The sequence below is a fragment of the Streptomyces griseorubiginosus genome, from assembly GCF_036345115.1.
Classification (GTDB): domain Bacteria; phylum Actinomycetota; class Actinomycetes; order Streptomycetales; family Streptomycetaceae; genus Streptomyces; species Streptomyces griseorubiginosus_C.
Genome location: NZ_CP107766.1, coordinates 2,260,967 through 2,279,808, shown reverse-complemented (window position 1 = coordinate 2,279,808; position 18,842 = coordinate 2,260,967). Strand labels below are relative to the sequence as shown.

Here is an 18,842-nt window from a genome sequence, read left to right as displayed (position 1 = left end):
CCTTCTCCAGGACTCAGGAGCCGTGGCTTTCACGGGCCATGCGGACGAGGGCGTCGACGTCCAGCGCGTCGATGTCGATGACGTCGGCCTCCGGCACCGGGACGGACTCCCGTGCCGCGTCGGCCGCCGGTGACGGACCGCCCAGGTCGAGCAGCCGGTCGAGCAGACCTGAACCGCGCAGCCGGTCGATCGACAACGTGGCGAGCATGCGGCGGATGTCCTGCTCCGCGAGCCCGTCGGCCGGGGAACCCGTGCCACCGACGGACCCCCCGGCGGCGGGTGCCAGTTCGGTGAGCAGGAGGCGGGCGACGGCGGTGGGGCTGGGGTGGTCGAAGACGAGGGTGGCGGGCAGGCGCAGTCCGGTGGCCTTGTTGAGGCGGTTGCGCAGTTCGACGGCGGTGAGGGAGTCGATGCCCAGTTCCTTGAAGCCGCGCCGCGCGTCCACCGCGTCGAAGCCGTAGTCGAGGGTCCTGGCGACCTCGTCGCGGACCAGGTCGACCAACTGTTCCTCCTGTTCCTCGGGCGTCAGACCGGCGAGCCGCCGCGCCACCGACGGCGGTTGCGCGTCACCGGCCGCCGCACCGGCTGCCGCGGCCCGGCGGGGCCGCGCCCGGACCAACCCGCGCAGCAGTGCGGGCGGTTCCGCCCCCGGTGCTCCGAGCGCCGCAGTGTCGAGGGGCAGCGGTACCGCCCCGGCCAGGCCGAGCGACAGCGCGGTGTCGAAGAGCGCCATGCCCTGCTCCGGCGCGATCGGGACCATGCCGAGCCGGGCGAAGCGGCCGCGGTCCGCCTCACCGAGCTCCGCCGCCATCCCGCCTTGCGCCCACGGCCCCCAGGCCAGCGAGACGCCGGGCAGCCCGAGGGCACGGCGGTGCCCGGCGAGGGCGTCCAGGTAGACGTTGGCCGCCGCGTAGTTCGCCTGTCCCGCGCCGCCGACCAGGCCCTGGATCGAGGAGAAGAGCACGAAGGCGCCCAGGTCCAGGCGGCGGGTGGCCTCGTGCAGATTCCGGGCGGCGTCCGCCTTGGGCCGCAGGACGGCGGACACCCGCTCCGGCGTCAGCGTCGTGAACACCCCGTCGTCGAGGACGCCGGCCGCGTGCACCACCCCGGTGAGCGGATGTTCGGCCGGAATGCCCGAGAGAAGTGCGTCCAGCGCGCCCCGGTCGGCGACGTCGCACGCGGCGAGGGTCACCTCGGCGCCGAGGGCCGTCAGGTCACGCTCCAGCGCGGCCGCCCCGTCGGCGGCGCGGCCGCGGCGGCTGACCAGGAGCAGATGCCGTACCCCGTGCTCGGTGACCAGGTGCCGGGCCAGCAGACCGCCGAGCGCCCCGGTGGCCCCTGTGATCAGCACAGTTCCGTCCGCGGTGAACGGCGAGTTCTCCGCCCCGGTCACGGTGACCCGGCCCAGCCGCGGCGTGAGCGCCGCGCCGCCGCGAACGACGACCTCTGCCTCCGCCGTGGCCAGCGCAAGCTCCAGACCCGCCTCGTCGTCGACGTCGTCGAGGTCCACGAGCACGATCCGGTCCGGGTTCTCCGTCTGCGCCGAGCGCAGCAGGCCCCGGGCCGCCGCGGCCGGGAGATCGCGCACGTCCTCGTCGGCCGTGACCGCCACGGCCCCACCGGTCACGACGACCAGTCGCTCCTCCTCGGGCCGTTCCTCCGCGAGCCACCGCTGGGCCAGGACGAGAGCCTCGTTCACCGTGCCGTGCACCGACTCCCCGCCCCGCAGCCGTACGACTGTGGTCGCCTCGGACGCGGTGACCCGTGTGGCGGGCATGGCGGGCGTGGCGGGGGCCCACTCCACCTGGAACAGCGCCTCGTGCGTCCGTCCGTCGGCGGCGCCCAACTGCTCGGCGGTGACCGTCCGTACGGCCAGGGCCGCCACCGAGGCGACCGGCGCGCCCGACGAGTCGGCCACGTCGATCGTCACCGTGTCGGGGCCGACCGGTGCCAGCCGCACCCGCGCGGCCGCACAGCCGGTGGCGAACAGACGCACGCCACTCCAGGCGAACGGCAGCCGGGGCTCGCCCGTTCCGGGCAGCGCGCCCAGTTCGAGGGCGTGCAGGGCGGAGTCGAGCAGGGCCGGATGGAGGCCGAAGGCTCGGGCGTCCTCGGTCCGGTCGTCGGGCAGTCGCAGTTCCGCGAACACCTCGTCGCCGCGCACCCACACCGCGCGCAGCCCCTGGAACGCCGGGCCGTAGCCGAAGCCCTGCTCGGCGAGATCCTCGTAACGGCCCGTCAGATCGACCGGCACCGCATCCCGCGGCGGCCACACCGAGAGGTCCGTGCCCGGCCCGGCGGTGTCGTCGGCGAGCGAGCCGCCGGCATGCCGGACCCACCCCCGGTCGGGGTCGGCGCCCTCCCGCCGGGAGTGCAGGGTCAACTCCCGCCGCCCGGAGTCGTCGGGAGCGCCCACGATCACCTGAAACTGCACGCCGCCGTGCTCGGGGAGCACGAGGGGAGCCTCCAGCGTCAGCTCCTCGAGTACACCGGCCAGCGCCTCTTCACCGGCCCGCAGGGCAAGCTCCACGAAGGCCGTACCGGGCAGCAGTGCCCGGCCCAGCACCATGTGGTCCGCGAGCCAGGGGTGGGAGGCGAGCGAGAGCCGGCCGGTGAACAGCAGTTCCCCCGTGTCGGCACGGGTGACCGCGGCACCGATCAGGGGGTGCTGGACCGTGCCGAGCCCCACGGCCGTGGCGTCCTTGGCCCGGCCCGTGTTCGGCTGCCAGTAACGGCGGCGCTGGAACGGGTAGGTGGGCAGATCCAACCGCCGCGGCGCCCGGCCGCCGAACACGGTCCGCCAGTCCGGAGCGGTCCCGCGCACCCACAGCTGTGCCAGGGCGCCGCCGAGCGCGAGGGGCTCCGGACGGTCCTTGCGCAGCAGGGTGATGAACTCCGGTTCCACGTCGGTGGTTTCGGGCACGCAGGCGCGGGCCATGGCGGACAGGACGCCGTCGGGGCCGAGTTCGAGGTAGGTGGTCACGCCTAGTTCGTGCAGGGTGGTGATGCCGTCGTGGAAGCGGACGGCCTCGCGGACGTGGCGTACCCAGTAGTCGGGGGAGGTGAGCTGTTCGGTGGTGGCGAGGGCCCCGGTCACGTTGGAGACGACGGGGATCCGGGGCCGGTGGTAGGTGAGGCCTTCGGCGACCTGGCGGAACTCCTCCAGCATCGGTTCCATGAGGGGTGAGTGGAAGGCGTGGCTCACCCGCAGCCGACGGGTCTTGAACCCCAGCTCCTCCAGTCGCCTCGTCACCTCGAGCGTGGCCGGCAGATCGCCGGAAATCACCGTGGAGGACGGCCCGTTGACGGCAGCGATGGCGACCTCGTGCTCCCGTCCTGCGAGGTGCTCGGCGACCTGCTCCTCCCCGGCGAGGACGGAGAGCATGGCACCGCCGGGCGGCAGTGCCTGCATCAGCCGGCCGCGGGCGGCGACCAGGGCGCAGGCGTCCTCCAGGGACAGCACGCCCGCGACATGTGCCGCCGCCAGCTCGCCGACGGAGTGCCCCGCCAGGTACTTCGGGCGCGGCCCGAGGTGCTCGACGAGCCGGAACAGGGCCACCTCAAGCGCGAACAGGGCGGTCTGGGTGTGGACCGTCTGGTCCAGCAGCTCGGCCTGCCATTCCTGGTCGTCGCCCGCGCCGAACATGAGGTCGCGCAGCGACAGCCCGAGGGGCTTGTCGAGGTGCTCGCACACCTCGTCGAGGGCCCGGGCGAAGACGGGGTGGGTTTTGTACAACTCCCACCCCATTCCCAGGCGTTGACTGCCCTGGCCGGTGAACAGGAAGGCCGTGCCACCCCCGGTCTCCTCGCCCCGCTCCAGTCGGCCGGTGGCACCGCCCTCGGCGAACTCGGCCAGCTCCGCGAGCAACTCCTCCCGCCCCTCGGCACGGATCGCCGCACGGTGGGGGAGCGCGGCGCGGTGCATGGCGAGGGAGAGTCCGAGTGCCGGCAGGTCGATGTCGTCGTGTCCTGCGAGGTACGTGGTCAGCTGCCGTGCCTGGTCGCGCAGGGCGTCGGGGGTCCGGGCGGACAACGGCACGATGACCGGGGTGACACCCGCCGCCGACTCGGTCGTGGGTGTCTCCTCCGTGGGTGGGGCTTGTTCGAGGATGACGTGGGCGTTGGTGCCGCTGATGCCGAAGGAGGAGACGGCGGCGCGGCGGGGCCTGCCGGTGTCGGGCCAGTTCTGTGGGGTGTTGAGGAGTCGTACGGCTCCCGCGTCCCAGTCGATGAAGGGTGAGGGTTCGTCGGCGTGGAGGGTGCGGGGAAGTACTCCGTGTCGTATGGCCTGGATCATCTTGATGACGCCGGCGGCTCCGGCGGCGGCCTGGGTGTGGCCGATGTTGGATTTCAAGGAGCCCAGCCACAGGGGTTGTTCGGTGGTGTGGGCCTGGCCGTAGGTGGCCAGCAGTGCCTGTGCCTCGATGGGGTCGCCGAGGCGGGTGCCCGTGCCGTGTGCTTCGACGGCGTCGATGTCGGCGGGGTTGAGGCGGGCGTTGTTCAGCGCGGCTTGGATGACGCGTTGTTGTGAGGGGCCGTTGGGTGCGGTGAGGCCGTTGCTGGCGCCGTCCTGGTTGATGGCGCTGCCGCGGATCACTGCGAGCACGGTGTGGCCGTTGCGGCGGGCGTCCGACAACTTCTCCAGGACGAGGACGCCGACCCCTTCCGACCAGCCGGTGCCGTCCGCCGAAGCGGAGAACGACTTGCAGCGCCCGTCCGGGGACAACCCCTTCTGCCGACTGAACTCGACGAAGGTGTCCGGGGTGGACATGACAGTGACGCCGCCGGCGAGGGCGAGGGTGCATTCACCGGCGCGCAGGGCCTGGGCGGCCATGTGGAGGGCGACGAGAGAGGAGGAGCAGGCGGTGTCTACGGTGACCGCGGGGCCCTCGAACCCGAAGGTGTAAGCCACCCGGCCCGACAGCACACTGGCCGCCGATCCCGTCATGCGCTGGCCCTCGGTGCCGCCCGAGCCACCCTGGTCGCGGAACATGAAGGTACCCGCGTAGACGCCGGTGCTGCTGCCGCGCAGATCGGCCGGGTCGATCCCGGCCCGTTCCAGGGCCTCCCAGGAGGTCTCCAGGAGCAGCCGCTGCTGGGGGTCCATGGCGAGTGCCTCGCGCGGGGAGATCCCGAAGAACTCCGCGTCGAACTCCGCCGCCCCCTCCAGGAACCCGCCCCGCCGCGTGTACGACGTTCCGCCGCTCTCCACGTCCGGGTCGAACAGTGCCTCCAGGTCCCAGCCCCGGTCGGTGGGGAAGTCCGATATCGCCTCACCCCCCGATGCCACCAGCTCCCACAGTTCCTCGGGCGAGTCCAGGCCACCGGGCAGCCTGCTGCCCATCCCGACGACCACGACCGGGTCGTCGTCGTCCCGACCGGTCACGGCAGTCGTCGCGGTAGCGGTCTCACCGAGCACCTGCGAGCGGAGGTGGGCGGCGACGGCGTCACCGGTGGGATGGTCGAAGATCAGGGTGGGGGACACGCGCAGACCCGACGCCGTGCTCAGCCGGTCGCGCAGCTCGACCCCGGTGAGCGAGTCGAAGCCCAGCTCCTTGAACGTGAGCCCCATGTCGACGGAGTCCACGGACGCGAACTCCAGAACGGCGGCGACCTCGCGCCGGACCAGATCGGCGACGGCCCGGCCGCGCTCGGCCTCCGCAAGCCCGGACAGCCGCTCCGCCAGCGGCCCCACGGGCGGCCGAGCCATGGGCGTACCGGAATCCTCGGAGGAACCGCCGTCCGGAGCGCGGACGTCCCGTGGGCCGTTGCCGGAGAGACCCTCCTCGGGGATGTCGCGACGCTGCTCCGAGTCGTGCGTCGGGCGCTCCGTCGGCTCCGGCAGCCAGTAGGACTCGCGCTGGAAGGCGTACGTCGGCAGCTCGACGCGGGTGCCGGGGGCGGCCGAGCGCCAGTCGACGGACACGCCGTGGGCGTGCAGCTGGGCCAGTGCCGACAGCAGGGTCGGGACTTCGGCGCGGGAACGGCGGGCGGAGGTGACGAGCAGCGCGTCCTCGGCCAGGCAATCGCGTCCCATCGGCGCGAGCACGGCGTCCGGGCCCACCTCCAGATAGGTGCGAACGCCGGACTGCTCGACCGCGCGCATGCCGTCGAGGAAGCGGACGCTGTCGCGGGCGTGGCGCACCCAGTACTCGGCGGTGCCGATCTCCTCGGCCGAGACCGCGGCCCCCGTCAGGTTCGACACCACCGTGATCCGGGGCGCCCGGTAGGTCAGTTGCCGTGCCACGTCCCGGAACGCGCCGAGCATCGCGTCCATGCGGGGCGAGTGGAAGGCGTGGCTGACCCGCAGTCGTTTGGTCTTGCGGCCCTGTTCCTCCCAGAGGCGGGCGACCTCCAGGACGGCGTCCTCGTCCCCCGCGATCACCGTCGACAGCGGGCCGTTGGCCGCCGCCACCGCCACCTGTTCCTCGCGTCCCGCCAGCGTCGCGGACAGCTCCCCCACGGATGCCTGGACCGACACCATGGCGCCGCCCTCGGGCAGCTCCTGCATGAGCCGGCCGCGGGCGGCCACCAGTGCGGCGGCGTCCCGCAGGGACAGCACGCCCGCGACATGCGCCGCGGCCAGCTCGCCGACGGAGTGGCCGAGCACGGTGGAGGCGGTGATGCCCCAGTGCTCCAGGAGCCGGTGGAGGGCGACCTGGTAGGCGAAGAGCGCGGGCTGGGTGTAGCGGGTGAGGTGCAGCAGCCGACCGTCCTCCGAGTCCGGCTCGGCGAACATCACCTCCCGCAGCGGCCGGTCGAGTTCGGGGTCCAGCAGCCTGCACACCTTGTCCAGGGCCCGGGCGAACACCGGGAACGCCGAGTACAGGTCCCGGCCCATGCCGGCACGCTGGCTGCCCTGACCGGTGAACAGCAGCGCGAGAGAGCCGTCCCCCGCCGTGCCGCGGACCGTACCGGGTGCCGTCTCCCCGGCGGAGAGCGTCTCGAGCGCGGCCAGCAGCGCGGCCCGGTCCTCGGCGAGAACGACGGCGCGATGCTTGAAATGCGTGCGCGTGGTGGCGAGCGAGTGCGCGAGGTCCGCGACCGCCAGCCGGGGATGATCCTTCAGGTACCCGGCCAGGCGTGCGGCCTGGGCAGCGAGCGCCCGGCCGGTCCGGGCGGACAGGGGAGCGAGGAACGGAGCGGCGGCGCTCTGCGGCGCGGTCCCCGTCCTGCGGGTGGGACGCCAGTCGGACAGGACGAGATGGCAGTTGGTACCACCCATCCCGAACGAACTGACCCCGGCCACGACCGGATCGTCGTCACCGTCACCGCGCAGCCGGGTGGTCCCGGTGCCGACGGCGATCCGCAGGTCGTCCAGGGCGATCGCCGGATTCGGCCGCTCGAATCCGAGGCTTGGCACCAGCGTGCCCGCGCGCAGGCACAGCGCCGCCTTGATGAGCCCCGCGATGCCCGCGGCGCCTTCGAGGTGCCCGATGTTGGTCTTCACCGAGCCGACGAGCAGCGGCCGGTCAGCGGTGCGCCCGGCGCCCAGGACCGCGCCCAGCGCGCCCGCCTCCACGGGGTCGCCGACCGGGGTCCCGGTACCGTGCAGCTCCACGAACCGCACCTCGGACGGCTCGACCCCGGCGGCGCCGTACGCCCGCCGCAGGACGTCCTCCTGGGCGGCGCCCCGCGGCGTGGTGAGCGCGCCGCCGCCCCCGTCGTTGTTGACGGCACCGCCGCGGATGACGCAGTACACATGATCTCCGTCGGCCACCGCCTGCCTGAGGGTCTTGAGTACGACGACCCCGCCGCCCTCACCGCGCACGTAGCCGTCGGCCCGCGCGTCGAAGGTGTGCGTCCGCCCCTCGGGCGACAACGCCCCGAACCGCTCGGCGACCGTGAAGCCCTCCGGCGCCAGGTTCAGGCTGACACCGCCGGCGAGCGCGACCGTGGACTCCCCGGCACGCAGGCTCTCGCAGGCGAGCTGGACGGCCACCAGCGACGAGGACTGGCCGGTGTCCACCACCATGCTGGGACCTCGCAGGCCCAGGGCGTAGGACAGGCGGTTGGCGATGACACCGCGGCTGGTACCGGTGATGGTGTGATGGGTGACCGCCTCGGCGCCGTACTGATGGACGAGTTTGGCGTAGTCGTCCCAGATCGCTCCGATGAAGACGCCGACGGGTGCCTCCCGCAGCGCGGCGGGAAGGATGCCCGCGTTCTCCAGCGACTCCCAGCCCAGTTCGAGGACGAGTCGCTGCTGCGGGTCCATGGCCGTCGCCTCGCGCGGCGAGATGCCGAAGAACTCGGGTTCGAAGGCGTCGACCCGGTCCAGGAACCCGGCCGCCCGCGCGTCGGCTCCGGCCAGCCATCCGGGACGGCCTTCCGGGGCGGGGCCCACGGCGCTGTCGCCGTCGGACAGCATCCGCCAGAAGGCGTCGGGGTTCTCGGCGCCGGGAAAGCGGCAGGCGAGTCCCACCACGGCGATGGCGTCGGCCGGCACCGAAGACTCCTCCGGACGACCGGTTCCGGGACGGATGACCATGTTCTTCGCTCTCCCTGTCGGCGAAACGGCATGCGACGGGTCGGCCCGTCGCCTGCGGACGTGCGTGGGTGGTCCGCGGATGTGGATGGGATGGGATGGTCCGCGGATACGCGGGGGTGGTCGGCGGACGTGCGGGCGGCGGCGCGGGCGGGGTGCGAGGAGGACACCTCAGGAGGCCACTCGCACCACGCCCGCGCGGGGGTCCCGGTGGGGGCGTTACGCGTACGTGCAGAAGCCCGGTGAGATGCTTTACGCGTACGTGTAGAAGCCGCGGCCGGACTTCTTGCCCAGCAGCCCCGCCTCGACCATGCGCAACAGCAGCCCGGGCGGTGCGTACAGCGGTTCCTTGGACTCCTCGAACATCGCCTGCGCGATCGAGACCGTGGTGTCCAGACCGATCAGATCGGCGAGTTGCAGGGGGCCCAGCGGATGGGAGCAGCCCAGGGTCATCCCCCGGTCGACCACCTCCGCCGTCGCGAGCCCGGAGTCCACCATGCGGATCGCGGACAACAGGTAGGGGAACAGCAGGGCGTTGACGACGAATCCCGCACGGTCCGGCGACTTGATGGCCTGCTTGCCGAGCCGGGTCACCACGAAGTCCTCGGTGGCCATGCTCACCTGAGGATCCGTCAGGATGGAGTCGACGATCTCGACCAGGGGCAGCACGGGCGCCGGGTTGAAGAAGTGGATCCCGACGACACGCTCGGGGCGGCTGGTGGCCTGCGCGAGCCGCGCGACGGAGAGCGAGGAGGTGTTCGAGGCGAAGATCGCCCCAGGCGTCTGGACGATCTTGTCGAGCGAGGCGAACAGGTCGAGCTTGAGCGCCTCGTCCTCCTTCACCGCCTCGATCACCAGATGACGGTCGCTCAGCTCGCCGAGGTCACGGGTGTAGGTGATCCGCCGCAGCGCCTCGCCGTGCTGTTCCCGGGTGATCTTCCCCTTGCCCAGGGCCCGGTCCAGCGAACGGGCCACCCGCGCGGGACCCGTCTCCAGCGATCTGTCCGAGGAGACCGCGACCCGCACCTCGCACCCGGCCTTCGCGCACAACTCCGCGATCCCGGCGCCCATGATGCCGCTGCCGACGATCCCCACCCGCTCGATGGGCTCGACGATTCCGGTGGCCGTCATGCGGTCACCCCCCAGCGCAGCAGCGAGGCACCGATGGACATGCCCCCGCCGAACCCGGCGAGCAGCACGAGGTCCCCCGGGGCGAGCGCGCCCGAGCGGTTCGCCTCGTCGAGCGCGACCGGGACCGAGGCGCTGCCGACGTTGCCGTACTTCTGCAGCGTCCGGTGGGTGACCGCACCGGTCAGTCCGGCCAGTTCGACGACCTCGCCGAGCATCACGCCGTTGGCCTGGTGCGGTACGAAGTGGTCCACCCGGTCCGTTGCGACGCCGATCCGGTCGGCGAGCGCGGTCAGGGCCGGCGGCACGTGCTCGCTGACGAAGTCGCGCACTCCGCGGCCGTTCATCCGGAAGTAGTGGCCGCCGTCGGCGAGGGTGCTCGCCGAGGTCGGGTTCCTGCTGCCGCCCGCCTCGACCCGGATCAGGTCGTGCGCGTCACCGCGGCTGACGAGGTCGGTGCCGAGGATGCCGTACGGCTCGTCGACGGGCCCCACGACGGCGGCGCCGGCACCGTCGGCGAACAGCACGGCCGTGCGCCGGTCGCCGAAGTCCAGGATCCGCGAGTAGAGGTCGGCCCCGATGACGAGCGCGTGGCCAGCGGGACGGTTGCGGACCAGCCCGCGGGCCACCTCCAGGGCGTAGACGAAGCCGCTGCACACGACGTTGACGTCGAGACAGGCCGCCTGGAAGGCGCCCAGCGCGTCCTGCACCAGGTACGACGTGGGCGGCTGCGGGAAGTCCCCGGTCGAGGTCGACACGATCAGGTAGTCGATCCGGTCCGCGGTCAGTCCGGCCTGCTCCAGAGCCCGGTTCGCGGCATGGACCGCGAGGTCCGAGGTGGCCTCGTCGGGAGCCGCGTAGCGGCGCGACACGATCTGCGTCTTGCGCTCGATCCAGTCGGCGGTCACACCGACACGGTCGGCGACCTCCTCGTTGCTCACTTCTTCCTTGGGCAGATAGGAGCCGGTCGCAATGATGCCGGTTCGTTTTCCTGTCACGTCACGCAGCCCTTTCCTGGGACTTCGCACGTACGGACGGTGCGTCACGGCCGACGGCGCGCAGCGGATTCAGCCGCTCGACGCCCAGGGCGGACCGCGTCTCGGGGTCGGTGACGCCGAGGCCCTCCTCCGGGGCCAGGCACAGGACGCCGACCTTTCCGATGTGCTTGTTCTGCTGGACTAGCCTGGCGGCCTCGGCAACCTCGGCCAGCGGAAACACTTCTGAGAGGACAGGGGAGAGCCGACCGAGCCGGACCAGCCGATTGCATTCCCACTGTTCCTGGAGATTCGCGGCGTGGCTGCCCACGATGCGTTTGAGATTCATCCAGAGATAGCGGTTGTCGAACTGGTGCTGATAACCCGTGCTCGAACCACAGGTGACCACGGTTCCACCGCGCCGCACCACGAATACGGAAATACCGAACGTGGCCTGTCCGATGAAATCGAAGACCACATGTGGATCCTCGCCCACCGCGGCTCTGATGGCCCGGCCGAGCCGCTTTCCCATTTCTATGGTGCGTTCCGGCGTGAGAGCGTCGTCGCCCCCCAGGCCGATCTCGTTACGGTTGATCACGACATCACAGCCGAGAGAGCGCAGGATGTCGGCCTTCGCCTCCGAGCTGACCACGCCGACGGGTATTCCGCCCGCGTTCTTGACCAGTTGTACGGCGAATGCGCCGAGACCACCGGTCGCCCCCCAGATGAGGACGACGTCGCCCTGTTTGATGCGGGCTCCGTTGTCACTGACGAGCATGCGGTAGGAGGTGGCGGCGGTGAGCAGGACACCCGCGGACTCCTCCCAGGTCAGATGGGCGGGCTTGGCGAGGAGTTGGCTCGCTCGGACCACGGAGTAGTGGGCCAGGCCGCCGAAGTTGGTCTCGTACCCCCAGATGCGCTGGCCGGAGCCGAGCATGCCGTCGGCGTGCGTGGCCGGCTCCTGGTCGTCCACCTGGACACAGCTCACCACGACGTGGTCGCCGGGACGCCAGCGCCGCACCCCGGCACCGACCCGCACCACGATCCCGGAGGCGTCGGAGCCCAGGACGTGGTGGGGCAGGTCGTGACGTGTCGCGTAGCCGCCCTCGCGGCCCAGCCGCTTCAGGAAGTCGAAGGTGGGAACCGGCTGGAACGTGGCCGACCACACCGTGTTGTAGTTGATCGAACTCGCCATCACAGCGACCACGACCTCATCCGGCGCGAGAGCGGGCATGGGGACGTGATCCACGTGGAGGGATTTCCGTACGTCCCGGTCGGATACGCCGTCGAACATGTGCAGGTCTTCGGTTCGCAGATGCGCGGCGAGATAGCTTTCGGGGAGATCGAACTCCTCGATTTTCTCCGCGTCGACCCCTGCCCGGAGCGCTTCGGTCAACGCATCCATGCCAACCCCTTCCGTTGGGTGCCGCAACGCCGGATACGTTACGCATGCGGGCACGGCGGGCCGTACCCTTAGCCGCCCCCTATACGGGACCCCGCAGGGGTGGGGGACGGGCTTCGATAGGGGTTTTTGTAAATCGGAAGTTACGCGGGTGGATACCTGTCGATGAGTGTGCCGGTCTTCCCATTGCGACGGGTTCTGTGATGGCGCTCACACCCCTATTCCGGGTCGGGGCGGACCCGGAGCGAGGCTCGGCCGCGCAAGGATAGGAGCCCATGGACCTGCTGAGCACGCTGGTGGGCAAGGTGCGTCAACCTGAAGGCTCGGCTCGTCGACCGGCATCCTCTAGTACACCTGGCTCAAGCCCGAGCAGGCCTCCCAGGCGGCGGGCCTCGACGGTGCCGACGTGGAGTGGTACATCGCCCCCGCCAACGACACGCCCCTGCGCCGTACCGACAGGGCGGGGCGTCGTTGCCACTGGATCCTGGAGATCCATCTCGTCGACGGTGAGCGGGAGTTCGGCGGCTTCTACGAGGAACTGCTCACGCTCTGACCGCGTTTCAGGTCCGGTCGATGTGCACGTTCGTCGACTTCACGCGGGCGGTGGCCTCCACGCCGACCTCCAGGCCGAGTTCCTCCACGGCCTCCCGGGTCAGGAGGGACACCAGCCGGTGCGGCCCCGCCTGGATCTCGACCTGGGCCGCGACGTCGCCGAGCTTGACGGCGGTGACGATGCCGGGGAAGGCGTTGCGGGCGGAGGTGTGGGAGGTCTCCTCGTCACCGCCGTCGCCTTTGGCGAGTTCCACGGAGAAGGCGGCCAGGTCCTTCCCGTCGATGAGGCGCCGCCCGCCCTCGTCCCGGTGCGTGGGAACCCGCCCGGCGTCCGCCCACCGCCGCGCGGTGTCGGGACTCACGCCGAGCAGCCGTGCGGCCTGGCCGATCGTGTAGGACTGCATGGCCGCCAAGATAGGCGATCCACGGCGACGGGACGCACGTCAGGCCACAGGCTCCGCATATCGCGGGGCAGCGGGCGGCGGTGCGGAAGTTTTGCCGGAACGGCAACAGCGCTGGCCCCACCGGGACCCGAGGGGTGACGGTGGGCCCGTGACTCACGACAACGCGGGATCGACCGTGTCCAGGACCCCCTGCCCGCCGACGGATACGTCGGGGACCCCGGGGTGCGGGCGGAGTGGGACAACCGCTACGCCGACCGGCCACAGCTGTGGAGCGGCCGCCCCAACGGCGCGCTGGTGGCCGAGGTCGCCGGGCTCACGCCCGGGCGGGTGCTCGACGTCGGCTGCGGCGAGGGCGCCGACGCCGTCTGGCTCGCGCGCGGCGGCTGGGACGTGACCGCCCTCGAGGTCTCGGGCGTGGCGCTGGAGCGGGCCGCGGGGCACGCGCGTGACGCCGGCGTCACCGTGCGCTGGATCCACGCCGAACTGACGGAGGCGCAGCTCGTGCCGGGCTCCTTCGACCTGGTCTCCGCGCAGTACCCGGCCCTGCTGCGCACCCCCGACGCGGCGGCCGAGCGGGCGCTGCTCGCGGCCGTCGCCCCCGGTGGCGTCCTGCTGGTCGTGCACCACGCGGGGATGGACACCCAGCACCCGCACGACAGCGAGTTCGACCCGGCCGACTACGTCTGGCCCGCGATGGTCGCCGCGCTGTTCGACGACGACTGGGAGGTGGAGGTGGACGAGCAGCGGCCCCGGCCGGCCCCCGAGGGAGGCGCCGGCGCGCACCACGCCGACGACGTGGTGCTGCGGGCCCGCCGACTGCGCTGAAGGTCCCCTCGGGCGGTGTGACGGGCACGGTGACTTCTCTCACGCCTGCCCTGGCAGAAGGCGCTTGCCCCTGACGTCAACGTCAGGTTCTAGCGTTCCGGGCATGGACATCAACAACTCAGTCGCCCTTGTCACCGGAGCCAACCGCGGTCTGGGCCGCGCCTTCGCCCAGCGCCTGCTCGAACGCGGCGCCCGCAAGGTCTACGCGACGGCCCGCAGGCCGGAGACCGTGGACCTGCCCGGGGTCGAGGTGCTGCCCCTCGACATCGCCGATCCCGCGTCCGTGCGGGCCGCGGCCGAGGCCGCCCGGGACGTCTCGCTGCTCATCAACAACGCGGGAATCAGTACGGGTACCGACCTGGTGACCGGCTCGCTGGACGCGGTACGGCACGAGCTGGAGACCAACATGTTCGGCCACCTGGGCATGATCCGGGAGTTCGCGCCGACGCTCGCCGACAACGGCGGGGGCGCGATCGTCAACGTCCTCTCCGCGATGTCGTGGTTCGGGGGCAAGGGCGCCAACGCCTACCACCTGACCAAGGCCGCCGCCTGGGCCATGACCAACGGCGTCCGCCTGGAACTCGCCGACCAGGGCACGCTCGTGACGGCGGTGCACCTCGGCCTGGCCGACACCGACATGGCCGCGGGCTGGCCCGTGGACAAGCTCGCGCCGGCGGACCTGGCCGACGCGGCGCTCGACGGTGTCGAGGCCGGGTCCGCCGAGGTCCTCGCCGACCAGTGGAGCCGGGACGTCAAGTCCCGGCTGCCGCTGACACCGGAAGAGTTCAACGCCGCGATGGAACGCGCCCTGGCGGCGCTGACAGCGGCCTGACGGCAGCGCTGACGGCAGTGTTGCCGGCGGCCTGAGGATCGTTCCGCCGCCCTGGCACCGGCCGGCGAGAGCCGCTCGCACCGCGGCAGCCGCCGGACACCAGGACGTCCGCTTCGCCTCTCAGATGTCCCGGAAGAGACCAGCCAGGGCCGTGACCTGCCGCGACGGGCGGTCGCGAGTCGCTGACCTGCGTGAATGACCTTTCGACTGTTTCCCGCTCGTACTCGTCGATGCAGTCGGAAGTCCCAGAGAGGTCCCAGGGAACTCCCACGGCCCCTCGCCGCTCTTCGGCTCTCTACCCGGCTGGAGCTGGTACCGGAGGGCGCGTGGGAGCCGACGGGCTTCAGCGAGGAGGTCTGGCTGGAGCGGTCGGCGGTGGTCGCGTGAGCAACGAGGCACCCCGCGCAGGCCGCGGCCGTGCCCGACGGCTACTACGAGCGGACCCGTCTCCGGGCCGCCTCTGCGGCGGCCCGGGTTTCATCTCTCGCCGAGAACGACCCGGCGTGGAAGCCGGTGTGCGAAATGCCCTCGGTACTGTCGACACTACTCCGCGCTCCGCCGCGACGCGGAGGAGTGGCCGCCTAGATGTGGAGCAGTCTCTGGGTGATCTCCCGGTACTGCCTCAGCGCGTGCCGAAGTTCTTCGGACTGTGCGTCGGGGTTCTGGCCCTGCCAGCCGGAGCGCAGGAGACGCCGTCGTTCCGCGAGGGCGTTCACGAGCTGTGCGGTGGCTTCGTCGTAGGCGCTCTCGGCCTCTTCCAGTGCTTCGCGCGGGGTGTCGGCGAAGGTGTTGAGGGCGTGCCGGAGGCGATCGGCGATCTTGTCCTGTGCGTCCGACGGGAGCAGCGGCTCCGGGCTCGGGCTGCGGCGTCCGGCCGGGCCCGGAGTCTGGCCGGCGGCCTGCCGGGCGCGTGTCTGGTCGTACATCATCGGGGGCCACTTCCGTTCCGCCTGAAGGCGTTTTTGGTCTTCTCCACCGCCTGTTTCAGGCTTCCGGAGACGCGGTCGTTCCTGCCTCGGCGTTGCAGTCGCCCGTTGCGGGTAACCCGGCCGAGCTCGTGCGTGATCCTGCCCTTCATCGTCTGCGCCTGGTTCCTGATGCTCCGTGCAACGGTCATGGCCGCCTCGCTGTTGTCCGGAGGTGCATGGCCCGACACCGTGCGGCCTTTCCGCGTCCGGCGACGGTCCGTGTGACGCGGTCGCCACGCGATCTGGGCCTCGTCACGGCCGGGGCGGCGCATATGGCCGCATCGACGCGGTCAGCCGGTCGGGCCGGCCGGTGTCGGCGTCGGCCGATGTGGAGGGGGCACCGACCAGTTCCGCCGTCAGGAGAGCGGTCGCGGTCGGCTGCGGGGCGGTGCTCGCGCTCGCCGCGGTCATCAGTCGGGCGGCCGATGGGGCGCTGACCTCCGGGGGTATCACCAGCAGGTCCCAACGGCCCGACGTTCCGGACAGCAGCAGGATCTTGTGCGGGTCCAGCTCGGTGGTGAACCAACCGACCTTCACCACATGGCCGTTGACGAATATCCGTTGCGGGATGACGGGCCAGTGGCGGGGGTTGACGGCGATACGGGTGATCCGCCCCCACAGCGGGTCCAGGACGTCGGCCAGCGCCGGCAGTTCGTCGCTCAGGTCACGGGAGCGGGGCCACCAGGCGCCGTCCAGCTCGACCTGCCCCGGGGAGGCGCCCACGGATTTGAGGGCAAGGCGTGCGGACGGGGCCCTGAAGGGCACGGCGCGCGCCGAAGGATGGTCGGTGATCGCGGACATCGCGCGAACCCGTCTCCGAACCCCTGCGCGTGCGCAGTTGTCCGGTGCCGTTATTCACCAGGAACGACACCGGTATCGGGGCCGGTGCGCGAAGTGCTCCCGATGGGTTCACCCTACTCCCCGAAGCCGCCGAACGGACCGCTCCCGGAGATCCCCTCACTTCCGGCGGCCGTCCTGGCCCGAGGAGCGGCTGGTCTCCAGCCAGGACCGCGCCGGTTCTGCCGCGCTGGTGGTGTCCACAGTGAGCTCGAGGCGGGTCCCTCCCTTGGTGTCCGCGGGATAGCTGCGCTGTTCTGTGGCGGCGAAGCAGTGACGGAGAACCTCCGCGACCCGACGGGCTACCTCGGGGGAGGCGGCGACGATACGTACGTCGGCGTGTCCGTCGGGCGGAGTTTCCTGGGGCTGCATGACGACCGTTCCCTCTTGGGCATGGATCCGTGAACTGGATCTTTCACCCTACTCCGGCGCGTGTGACCAGCGGGCTTTCCGACTGCTGCGGGCTGCGGAGTACCGTGAAACGAGGAAGTCACTCCGTGTTCCTCACAGACAGGTGGGTGTCATGTCCGACTCCGGCTCCCCGCGTGTGACCAGGCTTCTGCCGGACGCCGTCCACCAGGCGGTGAAGCCGGGGACGGCTGTCGTACGGCTACAGACCACGCATGACCGGCGGGGCGTCCTCGACGGGGCGTGGTGGCCGTGCTCCCGTGATATCGCAGCCGAACTTCCCGCCCTGATCTCCGCACTGACCGAGTACCTGGGGCCGCTCACGCGGGTCGGCCTGGACGCCGGAGCCTGGGACGCGCTGCCGACGCGACTGCTCGTCGACGACCGCGTCGTCCATATCGACTCCTTCCCGGTCGGCGACGACACCGTCCTCGTCACCAGGGGGGAACAGGACTACTTCTCCCTCCTCGTCATCCCGCCGCATGCGACCCCCGAGGCGGCACGCGCTGCGATGGCAGAAGCCGTCCGGGCCGACAACATCACGCAAGCCGAACAGATCCTTGTCAACACCGGTACCGACCGGGTAGCGCCGAAGACGTGACTCCGGTCAGCCGAGGCGGCCGTCGTGTCATCCCGGTGCCGGCTCCGGGATGACAGTGCCGTCGAAGGCGCCCGGGGATTGTCGGCGCACACCGGTGGGTGCCGGACGGATCCGATTCGCGTCCGTGACGTGCTCGTGGGACCGGGTGCCACCCGGTCCCACGATTGAAGGAGGCGACTCACAGTTCAGCCAACCGTGAGGCCCACAGTCCGGGTTCCGCGAACCGGCACCTGCAAACAGACTCAGGGCAATCCAGCTGCCTGCCATCGTGGCCCGGTCTGCCGCGAGCCGCCGACGGACGCACCATGTGACCACCGGCAACGGGCGCATCCCGGTGAGAGACATGGTCACCTCGCCCGGCTGCACGCGCTCGCGCGACCATCGTCAGTCGCACGAGCACGCCGGCCCGTGGCTCTGTTCCGAACCGCGAACTCGATGCCCGGGTTCCACGGTTTCGGCGTCCCAGACCCGCTGCCCTCGGCGGCGAGGAGACGCACGCCTGCGGTAACTGCACGACGGGTCAGCAAGAGGACGTTCGAATCCTGGGGTCAGGGGCAGGCGCCCCCTGGCGGACCGGAGCCGCCTCCCGCGGGGGAGCCGATTGCGGCCCCGGCCCCGCTCGCGTTGGCGGGAGGGCGGTGTCCGCGCACAGGGTGACCGCCGTCTTCACCGACCCAGGGCAGTGGTCGTCCCCTTCACCTGTGCCAGTTGTCCGGCTGGTGCACTCGCCCGTCGACAAACTGGTCCGTACAGCATCGGCCTCTCTGCCCGCGCTGGGCAGCCCAGTCCGCACCGGACCGCTCGCCGCACGGGCTTGACCCCCGCCGGGACCCACGAAATCAACATCGAGGTCTCGTCACCGCTCTTCTCGAGCCTGACCGTCCGCCCCGGCCGCCATGAGCCGTTCCGCGGCCTCCTCGGTCGCATTCGGTGGCACGACCATCAGGTCCCAGCGCCCCTGGCCGGGCGCGAGAAGGACGATGGTGTGCGCGGCGGATGCTGTGAGGGTCCTGTGCAGCCGTACGACCTGGTTGGAGACGAGCATCCGGCCGGGCACCGCGGACCAGGTCGCCCCGTTGACCGTGACGCTGGTGATATGGCCCCACGCGCGCGGCAACCCGGCGAGCAGTCGGGGGAGTTCGGCGAGCAGGTCGTACGAACGAGGCCACCACGCTCCATCGATGGGGCGGGGCATGGCGCCGCGCGGTGCCAGGCGCAGGCGCAGGAGGGGATGGGAGGGAAGCGGGGGTTGTAGTGCGGTGGTCATGAGATCTCCTGCCAACTGCCGTACATGGATGAATGGTTGATGTCAGGCGCGGCGGGGGGCGGCGCGGGCCGGACTCGGCCGACGGGTCGAGCCGGCCGCGGTCGACGCCGCTGGTGGGCCGGCGCCGAACGAGAGCAGGGCAGGGCGACGAGGCAG

The 18,842-nt window shown here is 71.6% G+C and carries 12 protein-coding genes and 1 pseudogene; 4 read left to right on the top strand and 9 right to left on the bottom strand.

Annotation, left to right across the window (positions count from 1 at the left end; all coding sequences use genetic code 11):
- Positions 1-13: 13 nt before the first annotated feature.
- The 4 genes from OHN19_RS10215 to ccrA all read right to left on the bottom strand — a co-directional run bounded on the left by OHN19_RS10215 (position 14) and on the right by ccrA (position 11,995).
- Positions 14-8,491 (bottom strand): type I polyketide synthase, encoded by an 8,478-nt coding sequence (locus OHN19_RS10215; protein WP_419249513.1) that lies wholly within the window; start codon positions 8,489-8,491, stop codon positions 14-16.
- Positions 8,492-8,740: 249 nt separating this feature from the next.
- A complete protein-coding gene (locus OHN19_RS10210) occupies positions 8,741-9,619 on the bottom strand; it encodes a 3-hydroxybutyryl-CoA dehydrogenase (protein WP_330263882.1) in 879 nt (292 codons plus the stop codon).
- Positions 9,616-10,614 (bottom strand): ketoacyl-ACP synthase III, encoded by a 999-nt coding sequence (locus tag OHN19_RS10205; protein ID WP_330263881.1) that lies wholly within the window; start codon positions 10,612-10,614, stop codon positions 9,616-9,618. Before OHN19_RS10205 ends, OHN19_RS10210 begins: the two co-directional genes overlap by 4 nt.
- Before the next feature lies 1 nt (position 10,615).
- Positions 10,616-11,995 (bottom strand): crotonyl-CoA carboxylase/reductase, encoded by a 1,380-nt coding sequence (gene ccrA / locus OHN19_RS10200; protein ID WP_330269576.1) that lies wholly within the window; start codon positions 11,993-11,995, stop codon positions 10,616-10,618.
- A 388-nt stretch (positions 11,996-12,383) separates the two neighbouring features.
- On the opposite strand from ccrA, the pseudogene OHN19_RS10195 reads away from it, so the two are divergent.
- Positions 12,384-12,545, top strand: a pseudogene (locus OHN19_RS10195) (aminopeptidase); the annotation flags it as partial.
- A 7-nt stretch (positions 12,546-12,552) separates the two neighbouring features.
- Here OHN19_RS10195 and OHN19_RS10190 read toward each other — a convergent pair.
- Positions 12,553-12,948 (bottom strand): helix-turn-helix transcriptional regulator, encoded by a 396-nt coding sequence (locus OHN19_RS10190; RefSeq protein ID WP_330263880.1) that lies wholly within the window; start codon positions 12,946-12,948, stop codon positions 12,553-12,555.
- 222 nt (positions 12,949-13,170) lie between these two features.
- Between OHN19_RS10190 and OHN19_RS10185 the strand changes: the two genes are divergently transcribed.
- Both OHN19_RS10185 and OHN19_RS10180 read left to right on the top strand, forming a co-directional pair.
- The gene (locus OHN19_RS10185; protein WP_330263879.1) at positions 13,171-13,773 is read left to right on the top strand and encodes a class I SAM-dependent methyltransferase; all 603 of its coding nucleotides are present in this window, start codon (positions 13,171-13,173) and stop codon (positions 13,771-13,773) included.
- Between the two features lie 103 nt (positions 13,774-13,876).
- On the top strand, positions 13,877-14,605 hold the full coding sequence (locus tag OHN19_RS10180; RefSeq protein ID WP_330263878.1) for an SDR family oxidoreductase: 729 nt from the start codon (positions 13,877-13,879) through the stop codon (positions 14,603-14,605).
- Positions 14,606-15,186: 581 nt separating this feature from the next.
- Here the strand turns inward: OHN19_RS10180 and OHN19_RS10175 are convergent.
- From OHN19_RS10175 to OHN19_RS10165, 3 genes are all read right to left on the bottom strand, one after another.
- Positions 15,187-15,534, bottom strand: coding sequence for a hypothetical protein (locus OHN19_RS10175; protein WP_330263877.1), 348 nt, complete (start codon positions 15,532-15,534; stop codon positions 15,187-15,189).
- A 291-nt stretch (positions 15,535-15,825) separates the two neighbouring features.
- Positions 15,826-16,374 carry a DUF5994 family protein gene (locus OHN19_RS10170; protein WP_419249512.1) on the bottom strand — a complete coding sequence of 183 codons (549 nt, stop codon included), beginning with the start codon at positions 16,372-16,374 and terminating at the stop codon, positions 15,826-15,828.
- 156 nt (positions 16,375-16,530) lie between these two features.
- A complete protein-coding gene (locus OHN19_RS10165; RefSeq protein ID WP_330263875.1) occupies positions 16,531-16,782 on the bottom strand; it encodes a hypothetical protein in 252 nt (83 codons plus the stop codon).
- A 151-nt stretch (positions 16,783-16,933) separates the two neighbouring features.
- On the opposite strand from OHN19_RS10165, the gene OHN19_RS10160 reads away from it, so the two are divergent.
- Positions 16,934-17,419 (top strand): DUF5994 family protein, encoded by a 486-nt coding sequence (locus OHN19_RS10160; protein ID WP_330263874.1) that lies wholly within the window; start codon positions 16,934-16,936, stop codon positions 17,417-17,419.
- Between the two features lie 856 nt (positions 17,420-18,275).
- Here the strand turns inward: OHN19_RS10160 and OHN19_RS10155 are convergent.
- Positions 18,276-18,686, bottom strand: coding sequence for a DUF5994 family protein (locus OHN19_RS10155; protein ID WP_330263873.1), 411 nt, complete (start codon positions 18,684-18,686; stop codon positions 18,276-18,278).
- Positions 18,687-18,842 lie beyond the last annotated feature (156 nt).